We start from the raw sequence: 18,777 nt of genomic DNA, 5'->3' as shown, positions 1-18,777 counted from the left end.
CTTTCGTGAAACAGACTCCTACAAGAATAGACCGACTTGCGAAAATCGGCTTGCTTTCGTCGCTTGCTTTGGTGCTCAGTTATCTTGAGACCATGGTTCCCTTGCCTGTCGCTTTGCCGGGCGTGAAGCTTGGGCTCGCGAATGTTGCCGTGGTGGTCGCCCTGTTTACGCTCGATTGGAAGAGCGCCGCTGCGGTTGCTGCGACGAAGGTCATGGCGTCGGGGCTGCTGTTCGGCTCGCCTGTCATGCTCGCTTATAGCTTGGGCGGCATGGCGCTCGCCTTTTCGGGCATGCTTGCGCTGCGTGCGATTCCTGGCGTGGGCGCGGTTGCGGTAAGCATGGTGGCGGCCGTGTTGCACAATGCTGGTCAGCTCGCCGTGGCGGCAATCATGCTTAAGACGCCTGCGGTCATGATTAACCTGGCGCCGCTCAGCGTCGCGGCGCTCGTGACAGGATTGCTTACGGGGGTTGTTGCTGCTCAGGCGATAGGGTCGGTTTCGCCGCATCGACGCCCCAATGTGATGCCGGCCTTCGCGCAGCGGTTCGTGGCTAACCTTTTATATGGACAAAAGGAAGACCCGCGGGTGCTGGATCGGAATTGGGGTTGTGGTGCACGCATGGCGTGGCGCGGAGGAAGAGCGCCGTGCACGAAAGCGACGCACGGCGGTGCGTGCGGACGGAATGCGTATGCGCCGCAAAAAACCAACGGTTGCGCCTCGCAGGGAGCCTTCTCGTTCGGCGTGTATCGACCTGGTGAATCGTTCATGCATGGTCTTGATCCGCGAGCAAAAATCATACTCGCCCTGTTCTATATGATCGCATCATTCGCAGCCTCGGGCGCGTTTGGCATGTTGCTCATTCTCGCATGCGCCATCGCCGCCCCTATGCTTTCCGGGCTCAGCTTGCGCGAGGCGCATCGAGCCCTCAAGCCATTTGCATGGCTCATTGCTTTTATACTGGCGTTCGATAGCCTGTTCGTGAATTCCGGCGATATTCTTTTCGCGTGGGGCATCGTGTGCGTGAGCTCGGGTGGCGTGGCGTTTGCGCTTGAATCGTGCGTGCGTTTCGCGTGCATGCTTCTCGCGACGTCTACGCTCATGGCAACAACGTCGCCAACGGCTCTCACCGATGCATTCGCGTTCTTGCTTGCTCCCTTGCGGCATATTGGGGTTCGTGTCGACGATGCCGCGCTTGTAATGGGAATCACGTTGCGGTTCATTCCAACGTTTTCCAGCGAGCTTTCCCGAATCAAGAACGCCCAGGTTGCACGCTGCGCATGTTTCGAAAGCGGTTCGTGGGTGGCAAGGGTCGCGCGTTTGGCGACGCTTTCGACTCCTTTGCTCGCGAGCGCCTTGCGTAGGTCGAGTACGCTTGCCCTGTCAATAGCGAGTCGAGCCTACGGTTCGAGGAGGGCGAGAGCATGTGCGCGCATATATCGCATGGACGCAAAAGACTGGGGCGCGATTGCCGCGTCGGTCGTTTTGGTTGTTGCTTGCTTGAGCCTGTAGAATTGTGGTGACTTTGTGCCGCAAGGGGCTTCGTCGGAATCAATGTTGGAAAACAGGGGAGTCTTGCCGTATTATGAACGAACGCTTTTAGCGCGGGCCTGTAGCTCAGTTGGTCAGAGCGCACGACTGATAATCGTGAGGTCACAAGTTCGAACCTTGTCAGGCCCACCACCGAACATTGAAGCTCGTCCTTTCTGGACGGGCTTTTTTCATATGTGGCGTTAGTCGCGCGACCGCTTTTGGCGGGAAATGCGGTTAGGGGGCCTCGTTGCATCCCTTTTTTGCGATAGTTTGCGTGGGCCTCTTTTTGTAACGTGGCGTTGACCTGGCATTACGAATTGCGTCCATACTGCGAAGACGCCTGAAGGCGACCTAAAAAAGGCCCCGTCGTTTCGATTCTTGCCATAGAAAACTCGATTTGTTGCAATCGGGCCCCATTCGGGCATTTCCCGCCAATCGATTTTTGTTGGTACCGATGGATGCCTTCTTTGCGGTTGGGCGTTGCGCGGATGTGGGTTGTGCAGGCCGTGCGAGGCTTGCGCGGTCTATGCAAAGTTCGTCTTGGTTTGTTTTGCTAGACGTCGATCGATTGTGCGGTCTCGTGGAACGGATGCCGCACCTGTTTTCGCGTAGAACGGGTCCAATCGCTGCATTCGGGGCGACTTCGAAAAAAGTTGAAAAAAGTTGTTGCAAAGTTGTTTCGAGTCGTTGTAATATAGCCAAGCGCTTTTAGCGCGGGCCTGTAGCTCAGTTGGTCAGAGCGCACGACTGATAATCGTGAGGTCACAAGTTCGAACCTTGTCAGGCCCACCACCTTTGCTTAATAAACGCCCCACCGTGAGCCACGAGCCGGTGGAGCGTTTATTAGATACGGGGAATTAGCTCAGCTGGGAGAGCGCGGGCTTTGCAAGCCTGAGGTCAGGGGTTCGATCCCCCTATTCTCCACCACATTCAATACGCCGTCCTTCGGGGCGGCGTTTTTCGTATCTCGTCCTCATCGCGCTGCGCTTGTGCCATGCGTGAGGAGCATCCTTCGCGCCGGAATCATATGACCGCCTGCGGGCGCTGCTATGCAGGTTCTTTGTAAGCGTTTTGCGCGTTTATCTGCAGCGTTGCTATGCCTGCTATAATTCTCGCCCGTATGTTTCCGCTTTGTCGACGAAAGGGTTTGCGTGAATCGTACTGAAGCGCTCAACATCCTTGGACTCGACGACGACGCGTCGGCGGCCGACATCAAATCGGCTTATCGTGAGTGCGTGCAGATATTGCACCCCGATCGCTTCGCGAATAACAAGAAGCTGCAAGATCGCGCGACTGAGCAATTCAAGCGCCTGCAAGACGCCTACGAATACCTCACGAGCGATCGCGCGGCGTCGAAACAGAGCCGCTCGTCTTCTCGCCCTCGCCAAGCCTACACGGCGCGCGAGGCGAAAATCGCGGGTTTGGAAGCCGCGCGCACGCAGCTCATCGCACAACACGATGCTCTGTGCGACGAGCGCCGCAATTCCATCATCATGATTGCGGCCGGCGTCATTATCGCGCTGTTTTTGCGACGCGTTGTATGGGCGGCGGGCCTTGCGGGAACGTTGGTAATTTGGGGTATCGTCACGCTCACAGGAGCGTGCAAGAATATCGCGACGCTCAATGAGCACCTCGGCGAAATTGAGATGCAGAAGCGCCAATTGGAAGAGAACTGGGAAGAAGACTAAATGAAGCAAGAAAACCTTCGCAACGTGGCAATCATCGCGCACGTCGACCATGGTAAAACCACGATGGTCGACCGCCTTCTGGGTGCAGCCCACGTGTTCCGCGAGAATCAGCAGGTCGAGGAGCGCGTGCTCGACTCGAATGATCAGGAACGTGAGCGCGGCATCACCATTCTGTCGAAGAACATCTCCATCAACTACAAGGGCGTGAAGATCAACGTCATCGACACCCCGGGCCACGCCGACTTCGGCGGCGAGGTCGAGCGCGTGCTGAACATGGCCGACGGCGCTCTGCTCATCGTCGACGCATATGAGGGTCCCAAGCCTCAGACGCGTTTCGTGCTTTCGCACGCTCTCGAGGCCGGTCTGCGTATCGTGGTTGTCGTGAACAAAATCGACCGCCCCAACGCCGACCCCGAAGCCGCCGTTGACAAGGTATTCGACCTCATGGTCGAGCTTGGCGCTTCCGACGAGCAGCTCGATTTCCCGGTTGTCTACGCTTCTGCCGTGAATGGCTACGCTCGTTATGAATACGACGACGGCAATATGGACATGATTCCGCTGCTCGATACCATTTTGAAGGAAATCCCCGCGCCCGACGTCGACGCTGATGGCCCGGTCGCGATGCAGGTGTGCACCGTCGATCACAGCAGCTACGAAGGCCGCATCGGCATTGGCCGTTTGCACAGCGGCACCATTCACGAGAAAGACCTCGTGCTCGTGGTTCCTTCCGAGGGAGAGCCCTACAATGCCCAGATCCGCAAGGTGTACACCTTCGAGAACCTTGGCAAGGTTGAGGTTCCCGAGGCCCACGCAGGTGACATCGTTGCCGTTATCGGCATTGAGGCTGCCGACATCGGAGATGTGATTACCGATCGCGAGAACCCGGTCGAAATGAAGCCCATCGCCGTCGAAGAGCCCACCATGGCCGTTGTGTTCGAAGCTTCGACGAGCCCCATCGTGGGCCGCGAGGGCGACATCGTTGGCGCCCGCCAACTCAAAGAGCGCCTCATGCGCGAAAAGGAATCCAACATTTCCATGCGCATCGACGAGACGGAAGACAAGAGCGGCGTTCGCGTCGCCGGCCGTGGCGTTCTGCATCTGTCGGTTCTTATGGAGACGATGCGCCGCGAAGGCTTCGAGTTCCAGGTTGGCCGCCCTCAGGTCGTGTACAAGACCGACGAGCACGGCAATAAGCTCGAGCCCATCGAGGAGGCAACGCTCGACGTTCCCAACGATTACTCGGGCAAGGCCATCGAGGTCATGGGCACCGCTGGCGGCATCATGGAAGACATGGCTTCCGATGAGACCATGACGCACCTCGTGTTCCGCATTCCGTCGCGCGGCACCATGGGCCTGAAGACGCGCATCCTCAACGTGACCCACGGCGAGGGCGTGCTGTTCCACCACTTCCGCGAGTACGGCCCGTACACCGGTGAGATGCAGGGTCGCAAGAATGGCGGCATGATCGCCATGAGCACCGACAAGGCCGTTGCGTACGCTCTTGACACGCTGCAGCAGCGCGGTCGCCTGTTCGTGAAGCCGGGCGACGAGTGCTATGAAGGCATGATCGTTGGCGAGTCTGCCAAGGAAGGCGACATGGTCGTGAACGTGTCGAAGACCAAGAACCTGGGCAACCAGCGTTCTTCGACCGCCGATAAGGCCATCCAGCTCACCCCGCCGGTGACGTTCACCCTCGAAGAGGCTCTGGAGTACATCGAGGACGACGAGCTCGTCGAGGTTACGCCGCAGTCCATTCGTATGCGCAAGCGCCTGCTTTCCGCAACCGACCGTCGCAAGGCCAACAAGAACTAGCGAATTTCATTTCGCCGCTTTGAGACCCGCCCTCATATATGGGCGGGTCTTTGTATATACGCGCGTTTATTCGCATGCGCCGAAATGCCCAATTTGCCGTATATGGCCGTGCATTTTGGGCGTTCGCGTGGTGTGCGTGTGGGTGTATTGTGACGGCGTTAAACCCGTTTTTCGCCTGTGGGAAAATACTGGCCCGTACACAAAGGGCAAAAGCGAATGCGGCATGGGGAGAGTTTAGGTCGCGTTCCGTTTGCCCTTGCCCATAGGAGAAGGTAGGGCTTAATGAAGAAGATGAACTTCTTGAAAATCGCCTGCGCTGCGGCGCTTTCCGCCGCATGCTGTTTTGCCGCCGTTGGCTGCAGCCAGACGAAAAGCGATTCCGGCGACGTGTCGGTGAACGATACGTCCGAAGGCGTTGCCGCCACGGTCAATGGCACGGAAATCGGCGAGAAGGCTGTGACGTCGTACATCGCAAACTTCCGCAGCATGTCGAATCTTGAGTCCGACGCCGACTGGGCGCAGTGGCTCGTCGACAATAATTACACCGCGGCCGATATTCGCGAGGAAGTCATCAACTATTACGCGAGCCAGGAGCTTATTCGCCAGGCTGCCGAAGAAAACGACATTAAGGTCGAGTCTTCCGAAATCGATTCCCAGGTGCAGCAGATGCGCTCTTACTACGATTCCGATGAAGATTGGGAAAACGCGCTGAAGCAGATTGGCACTACCGAGTCGCAGTATCGCTCGCTGCTCGAGATTTCCATGCTTCAGCAGGCCCTTCAGGAAAAGGTCGCCCAGCCGGAAGACCCCACCGATGAAGAGCTTCTGCAGTACGCGCAGATGTATGCCACTTACTACAACGGTGCAAAGAAATCGAGCCACATTCTGTTCAGCTCCGATGATGAAGCTACCGCGCAGGAAGTGCTCGACAAGATCAACTCTGGCGAGCTCGACTTCGCCCAAGCCGCTCAAGAGTATTCTCAGGATGAAGGCAGCAAGGAAGACGGCGGCAATGTTGGCTGGGATAAGCTGACGTCGTTTGTCGATGAGTACCAAACTGCCCTTGATGGCCTTGAAGAAGGTCAGGTTTCCGGCCTGGTAACCTCGAGCTACGGCATCCATATCATCAAGTGCACCCAGGTGTTCAACGCTCCCGAGGAAGTTACGTCGACCGACCAACTTCCGTCTGAGTTCATGGATTCCATCAAGTCCACGCTTGAGGCTTCCGCCAAGCAGCAGGCTTATTCGCAGTGGTACCAGGATTACAAGAGCAATGCCGACATTCAGATCAACGATATGCCGAGCGGCCTTGCCTACGACGTAAGCCTTGACGGCATTGAGCCTTCGAGCACGACTACTTCGACGGAGTCTGATGCAAGCGCTTCCGCCGACTCTTCGACTGAATCTTCGACCGAGAACGCCTCGACTGAGTCTTCTCAGCCCGCCGAGACAAAGACCAACTAGGTGCAACAACGCACTCAATTAAGAAACCCGCTTCGGCGGGTTTCTTTGTTTTACGCAAGAAAGAGATGGCGATTTCCCTCACGGCTCTGCGGGCGAGGCGTGTCGCCGAGAACCACGGTTCGCTACCGCTCGCTTTGCTCGCTATGCGCTCACCTCGCTGCGCTTAACTAAAGAAATGAAGAGCAAGAATGAGCGCAGAGGGTTTCTCGGTGGCGCGCCTCGCCCGCCACGCAGCGTCAGGACGCCTCATACGAGAAAAGCCCGTTCGTCAGAACGGGCTTTCAAAAAGAAAAACAGGCACGGTTTTCCGTGCCTGTAAGCATTCAAACTGGCGGAGAAGTGGGGATTCGAACCCCAGATACCCTTGTGGGGTATACTCACTTAGCAGGCGAGCACCTTCGGCCTCTCGGTCACTTCTCCGCTCATGACGCACATTTTTGCGCGTGCAGGGGTGTATGATACCGTGACACCTATCCAAATGCAAGGGAGACTTGATGACTTCATCGCTGAATCACCACAGAGCTTCGCAAAAACGCGTTGCATATACCTTCATTTTGCAATTCTTTATTATCGTGGCCGCTGCCGTTGTCGTGCTTTCATGCGCGCCATCGCACGCGTACGCCAAATCGTACACATGCCCAAGCGTCACGATCGACGCCCAAGCGAACGCCGACGGCTCGCTTGATGTCACCGAAACGCGCACATTCGATTTCTCCGGCAATTTCACGGCGGTGTGGTGGTCCTTTGACAACATGCCGACTAAGGAAAGCATGCTTTCGGTGAAATCGGTGTCGCTCACCAATGAGTCCACGGGCGAGACCCAGACGCTTTCCCCCGTAGAATTTCAGCGTGCGTGGCGCGAGGCTGGCGGCGCGGGATACCCGTCGTATTCCATCGACGAGGATGAGAACACCGTGTATGTGTTCTTCGACGAATCCGATTCCGAAGTTTCGATGACCCTCACGTACTCCATTTCGAATTTCGTTCAGGTTTACGACGACGTCGCCGAGGTGTATTGGCAATATATCGGCCATGGTTGGGCGGTCGACAGCGACCATGTAACCACGACGCTCACGGTTCCGGTTCCTGCGGGCACGCAGGTTCGCGCGGGCGACAATGTGCGTGCATGGGGCCATGGTCCGCTCGATGGAAGCCTGTCCATTGGCGATGATGGCGCGATTTATGCGCAGGTTTCTTCGGTAAGCGCGGGCGGCTATGCTGAAATCCACTCGGTATTCCCTGCGGAATGGATGAACGTTTCGGGCTCGGCGGCCAACAAGCATATGGGCAATCGACTCGACTCCGTGCTCGAAGATGAAGCCCAGCTTGCGAACAAGGCGAACGCCTCCCGACTGCAGTCGCTTCTCTTCATTGTCGTGTGCCTGGTTGCCGCCATCGGCATTATCGTGTGGGCGGTGTTCATGTTCTTCCGCCATGGTCGCGAGTATAAGCCCCAATTCCAGGATACATACTGGCGCGATGTGCCTGCAAAGGGTCTCTCGCCCGCAGTTATCGGGCGACTGTGGCGCTTCGATGCCGAATCTCCCAATGACCTTATAGCGACGCTCATGCATCTGTCCCATATCGGCGCAATTCGCCTCGATGCCGGCAGCTACGAAGCGCCCAACAAGGGGCTTTTTGGCATGGGCGGCAGCAAAACGGTGAACGATTACTACATCACGCGCCTTCCTGGCTGGGAAGAAAAGGTCGTCGACCCCATCGATAAAAAAACGATGGACCTCGTATTCAAGAAAATTGCCAAGGGTGCCGATTCCTTGTGGTTTGGCACTATCCAGCAGTTCGGAACCGATTACCCTGAGTCGTTCAACGACGCTATGGAAAGCTGGCAGGGCGTGGTTTCGGCTGAAACGAACAAGTGCAACTTCTTTGAGGAAAAAGGTTCGCACTATCGCGTGGTTTTCTTCGTGCTCGCAGTGCTGCTGGGCCTCGTGGGCGTCTTCTCGCTTTTCGTGACCGACGAATTCACGTTGTTCTTGGCGTTCATTCCGCCCGTGGTGGTGCTCGCGGTGCTTTCGAAGTTCATGCAACGCCGCAGCCGCGAGGCGGTTGAGATTCATGCCAAGTGCGTCGGCCTGCGCAACTGGCTCAAAGATTTCAGCGCGCTCGACGAACGCTTGCCCACCGATGTGAAAGTGTGGGGCGAAATGATGGTGTACGCCTACGTGTTTGGCGTCGCCGAAGAGGCTATGAAAGCGCTGCAGATGAAGCTGCCTCAGGTCATCCAAGACGAAGGCTTCGCGACATCGACGGGCTATTGGCTCATGCCTCACTATTACGGCATGCCGGGTGGTGCGGCCGCTCCCGTTGCGAGCCCCGCCGAAATGTTCCAAACCATGCAGACCAACACGATGCAGACGGTTTCCGAAGCGCTCAGCGCTGCGTCGAGCAGCGACGGCTCCGGTGGCGGCTTCTCGGGTGGCAGCGATTTTGGCGGAGGCGGCTTCGGCGGAGGAGGCGGTGGCGCAAGGTAGCCGCTCGTTTCCGCACGTTGTCTCGCGGTCCTTTCGCGCCACGTATCATTTAGTTATCCTGCGCCTCTTTCATTCCGACGCTTTTTACACGCTATACTTTAGCGAGAAAAAGCGTTCGCGAGTGGAAGAGGCGATTTTCATGGCCGAAGAAAAGGCGTTGGTCGGAATCATCATGGGCAGCGAAAGCGACATGCCCAATATGGAGCCGTGCATGAAGCAGCTCGAGGAGTTCGGCATTCCTTACGAAGTGAAGGTTGCCAGCGCGCATCGCAAACCGGCTGAGGTGCATGAATGGGCCTCGGGCGCCGAGGAGCGCGGCATGCGCGTTATCGTTGCCGCTGCTGGCAAGGCCGCTCACCTTGGTGGTGTGGTTGCTGCCTATACTCCGTTGCCGGTTATTGCCGTGCCTATGAAAACGAGCGACTTGGGCGGTCTTGATTCGCTTCTCTCTATGGTTCAAATGCCTTCTGGCGTGCCCGTTGCATGCGTTGCCATCAATGGCGCGAAAAACGCCGCCATTCTCGCGGTGCAAATGCTCGGCACGGGCTGCGATGAATGCCGCAAGAAGATTTCCGATTTCAAAGCGAAGATGGCTGAATAATGACGAAGAAATTGCTCATGGGCAACGAGGCCTTCGCGCATGCCGCGCTCGAGGCGGGCGTTGCCGTGGTCGCGGGTTATCCGGGCACGCCCTCGAGCGAGCTTATCGAAACCGTCGCGAAGCGCGTGCAGGCGGGTGCTGCCGAAAACGTGCATGTTGAATGGTCGACCAATGAAAAAGCGGCGCTCGAGTTGCTCGCCGGCGCATCGTATGCTGGCGCACGCACGCTGTTCACCTGCAAGCAAGTCGGCCTCAACGTCGCGAGCGACCCGCTCATGAGCTTGAACTATGTGGGCGTCGAGGGCGGCTGCGTCATATATGTGGCCGACGATCCTGGCCCCATTTCGTCGCAAACCGAACAAGATACGCGTCGTTTTGCGTCGTTCGCGAAGATTCCCGTGTTCGATCCGTCGAGCGTTGAACAGGGCGTTGAAATGCTCCCGTGCGCCTTCGCGCTTTCTGAGCGTTATCGAACGCCGGTTATCGTGCGCCCAACGACGCGTGTATGCCACTCGTCAACGTTCGTCGATGTGGCGGAAAAAACGCAGGGCGCCCCCGTGAAAGGCTTCTCCAAAGACGATTCGCGATGGGTTATTTTCCCTGCGCGAGCATATCGCGGTCATAAAGAAATCAACGATCGATTGGCGAAGATCGCCGATGAGTTCTCGGGCGCATGCGCTTCCGAGACGCCGAGCGGTTTGGCGTCGGAAGACCTTTCGCGTTTCAACCCCATTGAAAACCACGGCGATGCGCCGAAAATTGGCATCGCGTGCGGCGGCGTGTCGGCCGCGTATGCGAAAGAGGCGCTTTCGGTTCTTGAGCATGCGGCAAAACAGGCGGCTTTTGTGGCTGGTGCTGCTGGTGGCGAGTGCGACGAAGCCCTTCCGAGCTATCGTTTTATGCAAATTGGAACTCCGTTCCCGTTCCCCGAGGCGCGTGTGGATGAATTCCTCGATGGCCTCGATGCCGTGATCGTGTTCGAGGAGCTGGATTCGGTTATTGAAGACGGCCTCGTTCATGTGGCCGGCTTGCGCGCGGCGCGAGGCAAGAGCGCGCCTCGGGTTCTTGGCCGCGCATCGGGCGCGTGCCGCGATGCCGGCGAGAACGATGCCGACGATATTGCCGAGCGTTTGAGCGGGTTCTTTGATGAGGCCTTGCTGCGTCGCGCGGGCGTTTCGGGCGATGAGCTTGCGCGCAAAATTGAAGAACGTGCCAATGCGCGAGCTCGCGCGCGCGAAGCCGCAGCGCCCAAGCTCGATATCGAACTCCCCGCGCGCCCACCGGTGTTGTGCGCAGGCTGCCCTCATCGCGGTTCGTTCTACGCATGCAAGCAAGCGCTCAAGAAAATGCGCGTTCGCGGTATCTTCTCGGGCGATATCGGCTGTTACACCTTGGGTAATGCCAAGCCGCTCGATGCCGTGGATACCTGCTTGTGCATGGGCGCGGGCATTACGATGGCGCAAGGCCTCGGCGTTGCCGATCCTACGGCGAAACAGCTCGCTTTCGTGGGCGATTCGACGTTTTTCGCGAGTGGCATTACGGGCGTTGCCAATGCCGTATACAACCAGCACGACATCACGGTGTGCGTGCTCGACAATTCCACCACGGCTATGACGGGCGGGCAGCCTCACCCCGGCACGGGCAACACGCTCATGGGGCCGAAAAGCGCGCCGCTTTCTATCGAGGGCGTCCTCGAGGCGCTTGACGTGGAATGCATCGAGTTTGCCAACCCCCATCATCTTGATGAGAGCGTCGATGCGGTCACGAAGGCGGTTTCTTTCGAGGGGCCTTCGGCGGTTATCTTCCGTGCGCCGTGCGTGAACCTCGTCAAACCCGAGGCTCCTGTCTCGATTGCCGCGGAAACATGCACGGGCTGCAAGAAGTGCATCACGGCGATAGGATGTCCCGCCATTGGATTCAATGGCGAAGTTGCCACGATTGATAAAACGCTGTGCACGGGCTGCGGTTTGTGCACGCAGGTTTGCCCGTTTGGAGCCATCGCGCCAGCGTGCCAACCCTCGTAGGCGCCGCTGTCGACTGGGCGGCTCGTGTGTCGTTGTCGCTTCTGGCTTTCTGGCGCCTCAAGGCGCACCGTTTGCCGCATCCTGGTTGAAGGGCGCGAGGCTCACGCTTGCTGACTTTTGTAAGACCATGATTATTGGAGTGTTGTCCAATGAAAAACGTAGTGCTCACCGGCATTGGCGGACAGGGTACCGTGCTTGCCGCGAAGATACTCGCCCAGGCTGCGCAAGCGCGCGGCTGGCATGTGCGCACCGCCGAGACAATCGGCATGGCGCAGCGAGGTGGAAGCGTGACGAGCCATGTTCGCATGGGCAACGAAGGCGAGCATGTTGCTTCGCCGCTCGTGGGCGCCGCCGCGGCAGATATGCTCATCGCCTTCGAGCCTGGTGAGGCCGCACGCATGCTCGGGCTTCTCTCTGCGCAGGGCGTGCTTGTCACGGCGTCGAGCGTGAAGCAGCCCGTCACGGCGTCGCTGTCGAAAACGGTGTATGCCGCCGCGCCAGTGCTTGAGGCGCTCGAAAAGCGCGAGGGCGCAACCGTCGTGGTCGACGAGTCGGCGCTCCTTGAACTCGTCGGCAATTCGAAGGCTCTCAACATCATTCTTCTGACGGTCGCCATCTCCCAGCGCGATGCTCAAGGAAACCCCCTTTTGGGCATTTCGCTCGACGAATTCAAGGAAGCAATTCGCGTATGCGTGAAGCCGAAATTCGTCGATATGAACCTTGCCGCGGTCGATGCCGTGTGCAAAGAATTGGGATTGCAGTAATTTCGTCTCGACGAGCGAAGCGCGACACGCGTCTTCCCTTTCGTTTTCTCGGGCGTATCCCTCTTTCGAGTCTTTTGAATCCAAGAAATCCCGCAAGTGTTGCGTGCTTGCGGGATTTCTGCGTTTATCAGGCAAAATGCAAAGATTACCCTGCGGGGGTAATAGGCGCGCGTGGGAATTTCGGCCATTGTGGGTAGCGTCGAAGCCGCAAAGCGCGGCAAAGCCGAGAACGAAGAAGGGGGACCAATGACCGAGGAAAACGAAGGCCAGCGCACCGTTGCGCCGGTCGACGCGGATCACGCGCCCAAAGGGAAGAACAAGAAGAAGCCGGCCATTGTGGCTGGCACCGTCGCCGTTGTGTTGGTGCTCGCTGGTGCTGGTTTCTGGGTGTGGCATGAGCAACCGAGCTTCTGCAACGCCATTTGCCACAGTCCGATGGACAATTACGTCGAGAGCTATTCGTCGGGCGACGCGGGCATGCTTGTGACGCAACATGCCGAGGCGGGCAAGAACTGCCTCGACTGCCACAATCCGGTTATCACCGAGCAGCTTACCGAGGTATGCGCATGGGTGGCTGATGACTATCCCATGACCGACGATGGCATGCTGAATACGGGCAAGGAAATCGCGACCGAGGAGTTCTGCACCAACGATGGCTGCCACAACATGACCGATGTTGTGAACGCTACGTGGGGCTTTGAGGGCAACGATGCCAAATTCAACCCGCATTCCAGCCACCAGGACAATCAGCTCGAATGCGGCGATTGCCATAAATCGCATGAGACGAGCACCCTGTACTGCGCTAAATGCCACGACTTGAACCTGCCCGAGGGCTGGGAGGCCGCCAATGAGTAATGTATCTCGCCGTAATTTCTTCAAGGGCGCTGGCGCCGCCGCCCTGGTTGCCGCCACCGCTGGTTCCCTTTCGGGTTGCGGGAACGGCTACGAAAGCAACGAGTCCATCAAGAACGACACCACCCAGCGTCCGTCCGGTCCGAGCTGGCTTGGCGAAGCCCCTCAAATCGACGAGGCCGAAATCACCGAAACGCTCGATTATGAAGTCGTGGTCGTGGGCTTGCGCACTGGCGGCCTGCCCGCCCTTATGTCCGCTGCCGAAAATGGCGCGCGCGTGCTCGGCATTGAGCAAATGAGCAAAATCGCCGAGCCTCGCGAAGACCTTGGCGCCGTCAATTCGCGTTACCAGCTCGAATCGTTCAGCGAATTTCCTCAGTTCGAGATCGATAAGATGGAAATCATGGAAGACATCGTGCGCTATGCGAATGGCTTCGTGAATTACGATCTTATTAAGCTGTGGGTCGATGAATCGGGCGACATGATTAACTGGCTGTCCGATATCATCGAACGCGACGGGAAATTCAAGATGTGGTTCGAGGGCTCTGTTGGCACCGAAGGCCAGGGCGCCCGCGATAAGGCATGGGCTACGGGCCATAGCCCCCAAAAGCTCGTTGACGATAAAGAGATTACGTTCGGCAGCACCATGCGCGATTACGCTATCGAAAACGGCGCCGAGATTCGTTACGACACCATGCTCGTGAAATGCGAGCAGGATGAATCGGGCCGCGTGACCGGCATTATTTGCCGCGATGGCAACGACCTGCACTATATTCGCGTGAATGCCTCCAAGGGCGTAATTCTGGCAACGGGCGGTTATGTGGCGAACACCGAAATGGTTGAGGCTCGCCAGGCATGGAACAATCGCCTCAAGATCAATATTCCCATTGGTGGCAGCTGCACGGGAGACGGCATTAAGGCCGCTATGTGGTGCGGTGCGACCATCGACCCCTTGGGCTGCGCCGTCACGTTCAATCGCGCATGCTGCAAGCCCGATGAGGTTGCTGGCAGCGACCTGGTTGGCAAGTGGTTCTGGTTCGGCGAACAGCCGTTCCTTAAGGTGAACCTGCAGGGCAAACGCTTCTGCAACGAAAGCGGCCCGTACGACTACATGCTGCACTCCGCGTTCATGCAGCCCTACCACACCTACGTCGACATTTGGGATTCCGATTATGTCGAGCAGGTCAAGCAGCTCAACGAGGTCGGTTGCTGCCGTTTGTACCCCTTCGATAACGGCGCTCCGTCGAACAAGGATATTTCTGCCATGCAGAGCAACTTCGACCAACTCGAGGAGGCTGGCTATATCCAGAAAGCCGACACCATGGAGGAGCTTGCAGCCAAGCTGAATCTTCCCGTCGAGGCAACCGTTGCCACTTGGGAGCGCTATAACAAATTCGCCGAACAGGGCAAAGACGAGGACTACAACAAAGAGCCGTATCGTCTCACGTCGCTTACGCATCCGCCGTATTACGGCGTGCGCACGGGCGCGTGGTTCCTGGCTACGATTGATGGCTGCCCCATCAACACCAATATGCACCCGGTAAACGAAGCGGGCGAGCAAATCGACGGTCTGTACCTGGTCGGCAACGACTCGGGCGGCTTCTTCAGCGTGAGCTATCCGAATCTTATGACTGGTCTTGCCGCGGGTCGCACCATGACGTTTGGCCGTCGTGCTGGCATGCTTGCCGCAACGGGCCAGGCGTAAACTCCCGGGCTCCGCGCTTCGCTCGATTGGCGCGGGGCCCTGCAAGCCATCTTTCTTAAAAACTTCTTGAGCCCTCGCGTTTCCCCTTATGCGCGAGCGTGCACTTCCCCTCTGGCGCCACGGGGCGCCCGCCCGATGCCCTCCCTCTCTGAGGCATCGGGCTTTTGCTACAATGGCACGGTTCATCAGGGAAACCATCTGGAGGGCAGCCATGGGCGAGCGTATTCACGATGCAGCGTTTTGGCGCACAACGGCGGCGCTCTGCCTTGTGCTTGCGAATTCAAGCTTCATGAATATTTCGGCGTTTCCTTTGTTCGACCATGTGTTCACATATGCGCGAGATATATCGGTTCTCGCGAACGCGGCGTGTTTGGTTGCCGTTGCCCTGGTGGCTTCTTTCCGCTCTTCCTTGCTCGATTCTCATATCGTCAATATTGCAGCGCTTGCATTTTTGGTTTTTGGATCAACGGGCATCGCGGTGTCGTTCGCGATGCAATCGTCTTGGCTGCTCGTGTTCTCTTCGTGCTTAGTTGCTGCCGCGCGTGGATGGGTGAGCGTCGTTGTGGGGGTATCGCTTCTGCGTTTTCCCATTTCCGATATCGCCCAAAGCGTCACGCTGGCTTTTCTGGGCAATTGCGCGTTTAGCTATGCTGCCTGGCTCTTGCCTTCAAGCGTTGGTTTGCTGGCATTTTTCGTGGCTCCTCTGGCGGCTTTATTGCTTACGCGTGGCGTCGCAAATCCCGTGCTTGCTGAAGTTGCGGCATCCGATTCGCCGGCCGACATCGCCATCACGCAGCCCTCGTCGTTCCTGGCATTGGGTTCCCAATTGTTTGTGTGCTTGTTCTTCTTTCGCGTGGCGTTTGGTTTCTCGCTTCGTTTTGGGGAGGTGGATGGCGCGCCTTTGGCAGATTTCTTCTCTATCGTGCCGATTGGCTTTTTGGCTTTATATACCGTCGCCTCGTCAGGCAAGCTTGTAAAGGGCGACCTGCTTGCGCAGGTGTCGGTGCTCTTCGTGCTTGCCGGTTTTTTCGCAACCACGATTTCGGCTCCGTGGGCGTATGCGGCGAGTGCGTCGCTTCTCTCGTGTGGCAACGCACTGTTTGACGTGGTTGGCTGGGTGGTGCTCGCCGCAGTTGGCGCGCGTAACACGCGTGCGTCGGTTGCGACCATCGCATGGGGACGTGGCGTGTCGGCACTTGGCAGTATCGTTGGCGCGGCAATCGGCGTATGGGCGAGCGCGACGTCGTTGACGCACCCCATCGCTGTGCAGCTGGCAACGGGCGCACTCGTTGTCGGGTTCGCGGCATACGCGCTTATTGGCCTGAAGAATTTCAGTTTCATCGATACCATCAATGGTGTGACCGAAGTTGTCGACGCGCAGCCGACCAATATCGAAGAGGCATCGCACGCGACGCTCGAACAAGCATGCTCGGCCATTGCCGATCGGGCCTCGCTTACCCCTCGCGAGAGGGAGGTGTTCGAGATGCTCGCTCGTGGTCGCGACAGCTTTTATATTCAGGAGCAGCTCACGGTTTCACGCAACACGGTGAAGGCGCATGTCAAGCATATCTACGCGAAGCTCGATATCCACACCCATCAGGATTTGCTCGATATCGTTGAATCCGAAATGGCATCGTGAGGCAGTGCGGCATGCTTGCGTTTTAGTGGGGGCTTGTCGCTCGCGGTTGAATTGCGGCGCGGTCGAGTCGGCGTATTCAAACGTCTCGTCCTCGACGTCCTCATCGAAAGGTTGCGTCCTTGGCGTCGACACGCGCAAAGACCGATGCGTGCGAGGTTGTCGTGCGCCGGGCGCCCGTTCGCGGAATCTTTTATTCCGCATCTTGCCCATTGGGCGCTTTAGCGTACAATAGTGCCCATGATGAATGCACTCGACATACAATCCCTCAAAGCCGCGCGTACCGCGTTGGCTGGTCGATGGCTCTAGCTTCAAGTTTGCTCAGCGAGCTTGAGGCGCCTTTTTCGTGCACCTGAATGACGAAACGGCGTAAAGCCCTGATTTTTCGCAGGCTTGAAGCGTCTCCAATTTCCGCACAATATTTCAGACACGCGCGAAAGGCAGTGCCATGCAGCTCACCGATGAACAGTTCAACCTTATTAAAGAGCAATTCAAAACTCTGAAAGATCGCTCTCCCTTCTATGCGAAGAAGTTCGAGGGCATCGATTTGTCCGACGTGCAAACCCAGGCCGACTTCGAGAAGCTGCCCTTTTCGGAAAAGGCCGACTTGCGCGAAGCCTATCCGTTGGGAATTCAAGCCGTACCCGACGAGGAAGTTGTGCGCATCCACAGCTCTTCGGGCACGACGGGCACGCCGGTCATTATTCCTTACACCGCGCAGGATGTTGCCGATTGGGCCGAAATGTTCGCGCGTTGCTATCGCACGGCGGGTATTACCAATAAAGATCGCATTCAAATTACCCCCGGTTATGGTTTGTGGACTGCCGGTATCGGCTTCCAGCTTGGCTGCGAGCGCTTGGGTGCCATGGCTATTCCCATGGGCCCCGGCAATACCGAGAAGCAGCTGCAAATGATGCAAGACCTGCACAGCACGGTTATCACGGGCACGAGCAGCTATGCGCTTTTGCTCGCTGAGGAAATCTCGAAGCGAGGCTTGCGCGATAAGCTCGACCTGCGCAAAGGCGTTATTGGATCGGAGCGTTGGGGCGAAAAGATGCGCCACCGCATCGAAAACGAGCTCGGCGTTGAGATTTTCGACATCTATGGCCTGACCGAGATTTATGGCCCCGGCATTGGCATTTCGTGCAGCGAGCACCATGGCATGCATATTTGGAGCGACTACGTATATTGCGAAATCGTCGACCCGAAGACTGGCGAGCCCGTGCCCGACGGCGAAATGGGCGAGCTTGTGCTTACCACTCTGCGCAAGCAGGGCGCGCCGCTTATTCGCTATCGCACGCACGATCTTACGCGCATCATTCCCGGCGATTGCGCTTGCGGCTTGAAGCATCCCCGCATCGACACCCTTACTGGTCGTACCGATGACATGGTGAAGGTGAAGGGCTGCAACATGTTCCCCGCGCAAATTGAGGAAGTCATTGCGTTTACGGACGGCGCGAGCTCTGAGTATCAGGTCATGATTGAGGCGATTGATGGTCGCGACGTGCTCACGGTGCTGTTCGAGACTCCGCTTGAAGGCGACGATAAGGCCAAGTGCGAGCAGGAGCTTGCGCTGCTCTTCAAGGCGAAAATCGGCTGCACGCCTGAAGCGAAGGGCGTTCCCATGGGCGAGTTGCCGCGTTCCGTGAAGAAGACTAAGCGCATTTTCGACAGCCGCTACTAAACATATCTATATATAGATATAGAGAGAATCGACCAGAGACGGTCGCCGAGGGGCGGCCCGCGCGTAAGGCGGGCGGGCTCCGGAGGCGCCCGTCCTTCTTTTTCGGGGGTGTCCCCGAAGGCGGGAACCGTGCGGCCCCGCGCGCCGGTCGGGCGGGCGCCTGAACGGAGGCGGCCAAGCCGGCCGCCCCGGAGGGCCGTGGCGCGCAAGCGCCGCGCCTCCGGGGTTGTTCCATATATGGACCGAGGCGAAGCGCCGGGACTGCGGGTCGGCTCCGCATGCGGACCGAGCCGAAACGCTGGGCGCCCGGTGCGATTGTGTCTATGGGCCGAGGAGAAACGCCAGACCGGGGCGCCCTCCCGCCGGGAATCCCCTCCGTCCCCCTCCGCTCCACCGCGCTGGAGTTGTCGGCATCCTGTGTGCGGGAGGGTTTCCCGCCCGCGCCGCGCCGGGGGAGCGTATAATACCGAACTCGTCGCCGCGAAGGGCAGGAGCCCTGAGAGCGACGGCGCCCCGCGGCCCGCGG

General features: G+C 58.0%; 12 protein-coding genes and 4 tRNA genes. 15 read left to right on the top strand and 1 reads right to left on the bottom strand.

All coding sequences use genetic code 11. The features are described from left to right. Nucleotides 1-5: 5 nt before the first annotated feature. The 7 genes from Q0D41_RS07280 (at nt 6) to Q0D41_RS07250 (ending at nt 6,493) form a co-directional block, all read left to right on the top strand. Nucleotides 6-1,508 (top strand): Gx transporter family protein, encoded by a 1,503-nt coding sequence (locus tag Q0D41_RS07280; protein WP_294377362.1) that lies wholly within the window; start codon nt 6-8, stop codon nt 1,506-1,508. 94 nt (nt 1,509-1,602) lie between these two features. After that, nucleotides 1,603-1,679, top strand: a tRNA-Ile gene (locus Q0D41_RS07275). A gap of 565 nt (nt 1,680-2,244) precedes the next feature. After that, nucleotides 2,245-2,321 (top strand) — tRNA-Ile (locus Q0D41_RS07270). A gap of 59 nt (nt 2,322-2,380) precedes the next feature. Continuing rightward, a tRNA-Ala gene (locus Q0D41_RS07265) sits at nt 2,381-2,456 on the top strand. A 224-nt stretch (nt 2,457-2,680) separates the two neighbouring features. Continuing rightward, entirely contained in the window at nt 2,681-3,217 is a 537-nt protein-coding gene (locus Q0D41_RS07260; protein WP_294377360.1) for a J domain-containing protein, read from the top strand. Then, on the top strand, nt 3,218-5,029 hold the full coding sequence (gene typA / locus Q0D41_RS07255) for a translational GTPase TypA (protein ID WP_114616336.1): 1,812 nt from the start codon (nt 3,218-3,220) through the stop codon (nt 5,027-5,029). Nucleotides 5,030-5,311: 282 nt separating this feature from the next. Further along, the gene (locus Q0D41_RS07250; protein WP_294377357.1) at nt 5,312-6,493 is read left to right on the top strand and encodes a peptidylprolyl isomerase; all 1,182 of its coding nucleotides are present in this window, start codon (nt 5,312-5,314) and stop codon (nt 6,491-6,493) included. Nucleotides 6,494-6,822: 329 nt separating this feature from the next. Here Q0D41_RS07250 and Q0D41_RS07245 read toward each other — a convergent pair. Next, nucleotides 6,823-6,913, bottom strand: a tRNA-Ser gene (locus Q0D41_RS07245). Nucleotides 6,914-6,987: 74 nt separating this feature from the next. Between Q0D41_RS07245 and Q0D41_RS07240 the strand changes: the two genes are divergently transcribed. From Q0D41_RS07240 to Q0D41_RS07205, 8 genes are all read left to right on the top strand, one after another. Continuing rightward, nucleotides 6,988-8,985 carry a DUF2207 domain-containing protein gene (locus tag Q0D41_RS07240; protein ID WP_294377354.1) on the top strand — a complete coding sequence of 666 codons (1,998 nt, stop codon included), beginning with the start codon at nt 6,988-6,990 and terminating at the stop codon, nt 8,983-8,985. Between the two features lie 139 nt (nt 8,986-9,124). Beyond that, complete coding sequence (gene purE, locus Q0D41_RS07235; RefSeq protein WP_123218904.1) at nt 9,125-9,586, top strand: 5-(carboxyamino)imidazole ribonucleotide mutase; 462 nt, start codon at nt 9,125-9,127, stop codon at nt 9,584-9,586. Further along, a complete protein-coding gene (locus Q0D41_RS07230; RefSeq protein WP_294377346.1) occupies nt 9,586-11,610 on the top strand; it encodes a thiamine pyrophosphate-dependent enzyme in 2,025 nt (674 codons plus the stop codon). Before purE ends, Q0D41_RS07230 begins: the two co-directional genes overlap by 1 nt. Nucleotides 11,611-11,759: 149 nt before the next feature. Next, nucleotides 11,760-12,374, top strand: coding sequence for an indolepyruvate oxidoreductase subunit beta (locus Q0D41_RS07225; RefSeq protein WP_294377344.1), 615 nt, complete (start codon nt 11,760-11,762; stop codon nt 12,372-12,374). Between the two features lie 246 nt (nt 12,375-12,620). Further along, nucleotides 12,621-13,229 carry a cytochrome c3 family protein gene (locus Q0D41_RS07220; protein WP_294377343.1) on the top strand — a complete coding sequence of 203 codons (609 nt, stop codon included), beginning with the start codon at nt 12,621-12,623 and terminating at the stop codon, nt 13,227-13,229. Continuing rightward, complete coding sequence (locus Q0D41_RS07215) at nt 13,222-14,931, top strand: FAD-binding protein (RefSeq protein WP_294377341.1); 1,710 nt, start codon at nt 13,222-13,224, stop codon at nt 14,929-14,931. The genes Q0D41_RS07220 and Q0D41_RS07215 overlap by 8 nt, the downstream gene beginning before the upstream one ends. A gap of 211 nt (nt 14,932-15,142) precedes the next feature. Next, nucleotides 15,143-16,570: a LuxR C-terminal-related transcriptional regulator gene (locus tag Q0D41_RS07210; RefSeq protein ID WP_294377339.1), complete on the top strand. Its 1,428-nt coding sequence runs from the start codon at nt 15,143-15,145 to the stop codon at nt 16,568-16,570. 445 nt (nt 16,571-17,015) lie between these two features. Then, nucleotides 17,016-18,251, top strand: a complete 1,236-nt coding sequence (locus Q0D41_RS07205) for a phenylacetate--CoA ligase family protein (protein ID WP_294377337.1) — start codon at nt 17,016-17,018, stop codon at nt 18,249-18,251. Nucleotides 18,252-18,777: the final 526 nt, after the last annotated feature.

It is taken from the genome of uncultured Slackia sp. (assembly GCF_934630525.1).
Classification (GTDB): domain Bacteria; phylum Actinomycetota; class Coriobacteriia; order Coriobacteriales; family Eggerthellaceae; genus Slackia.
The sequence above is the reverse complement of the archived record's forward strand: the minus strand, read 5'-3'. Positions and strand labels throughout refer to the sequence as shown.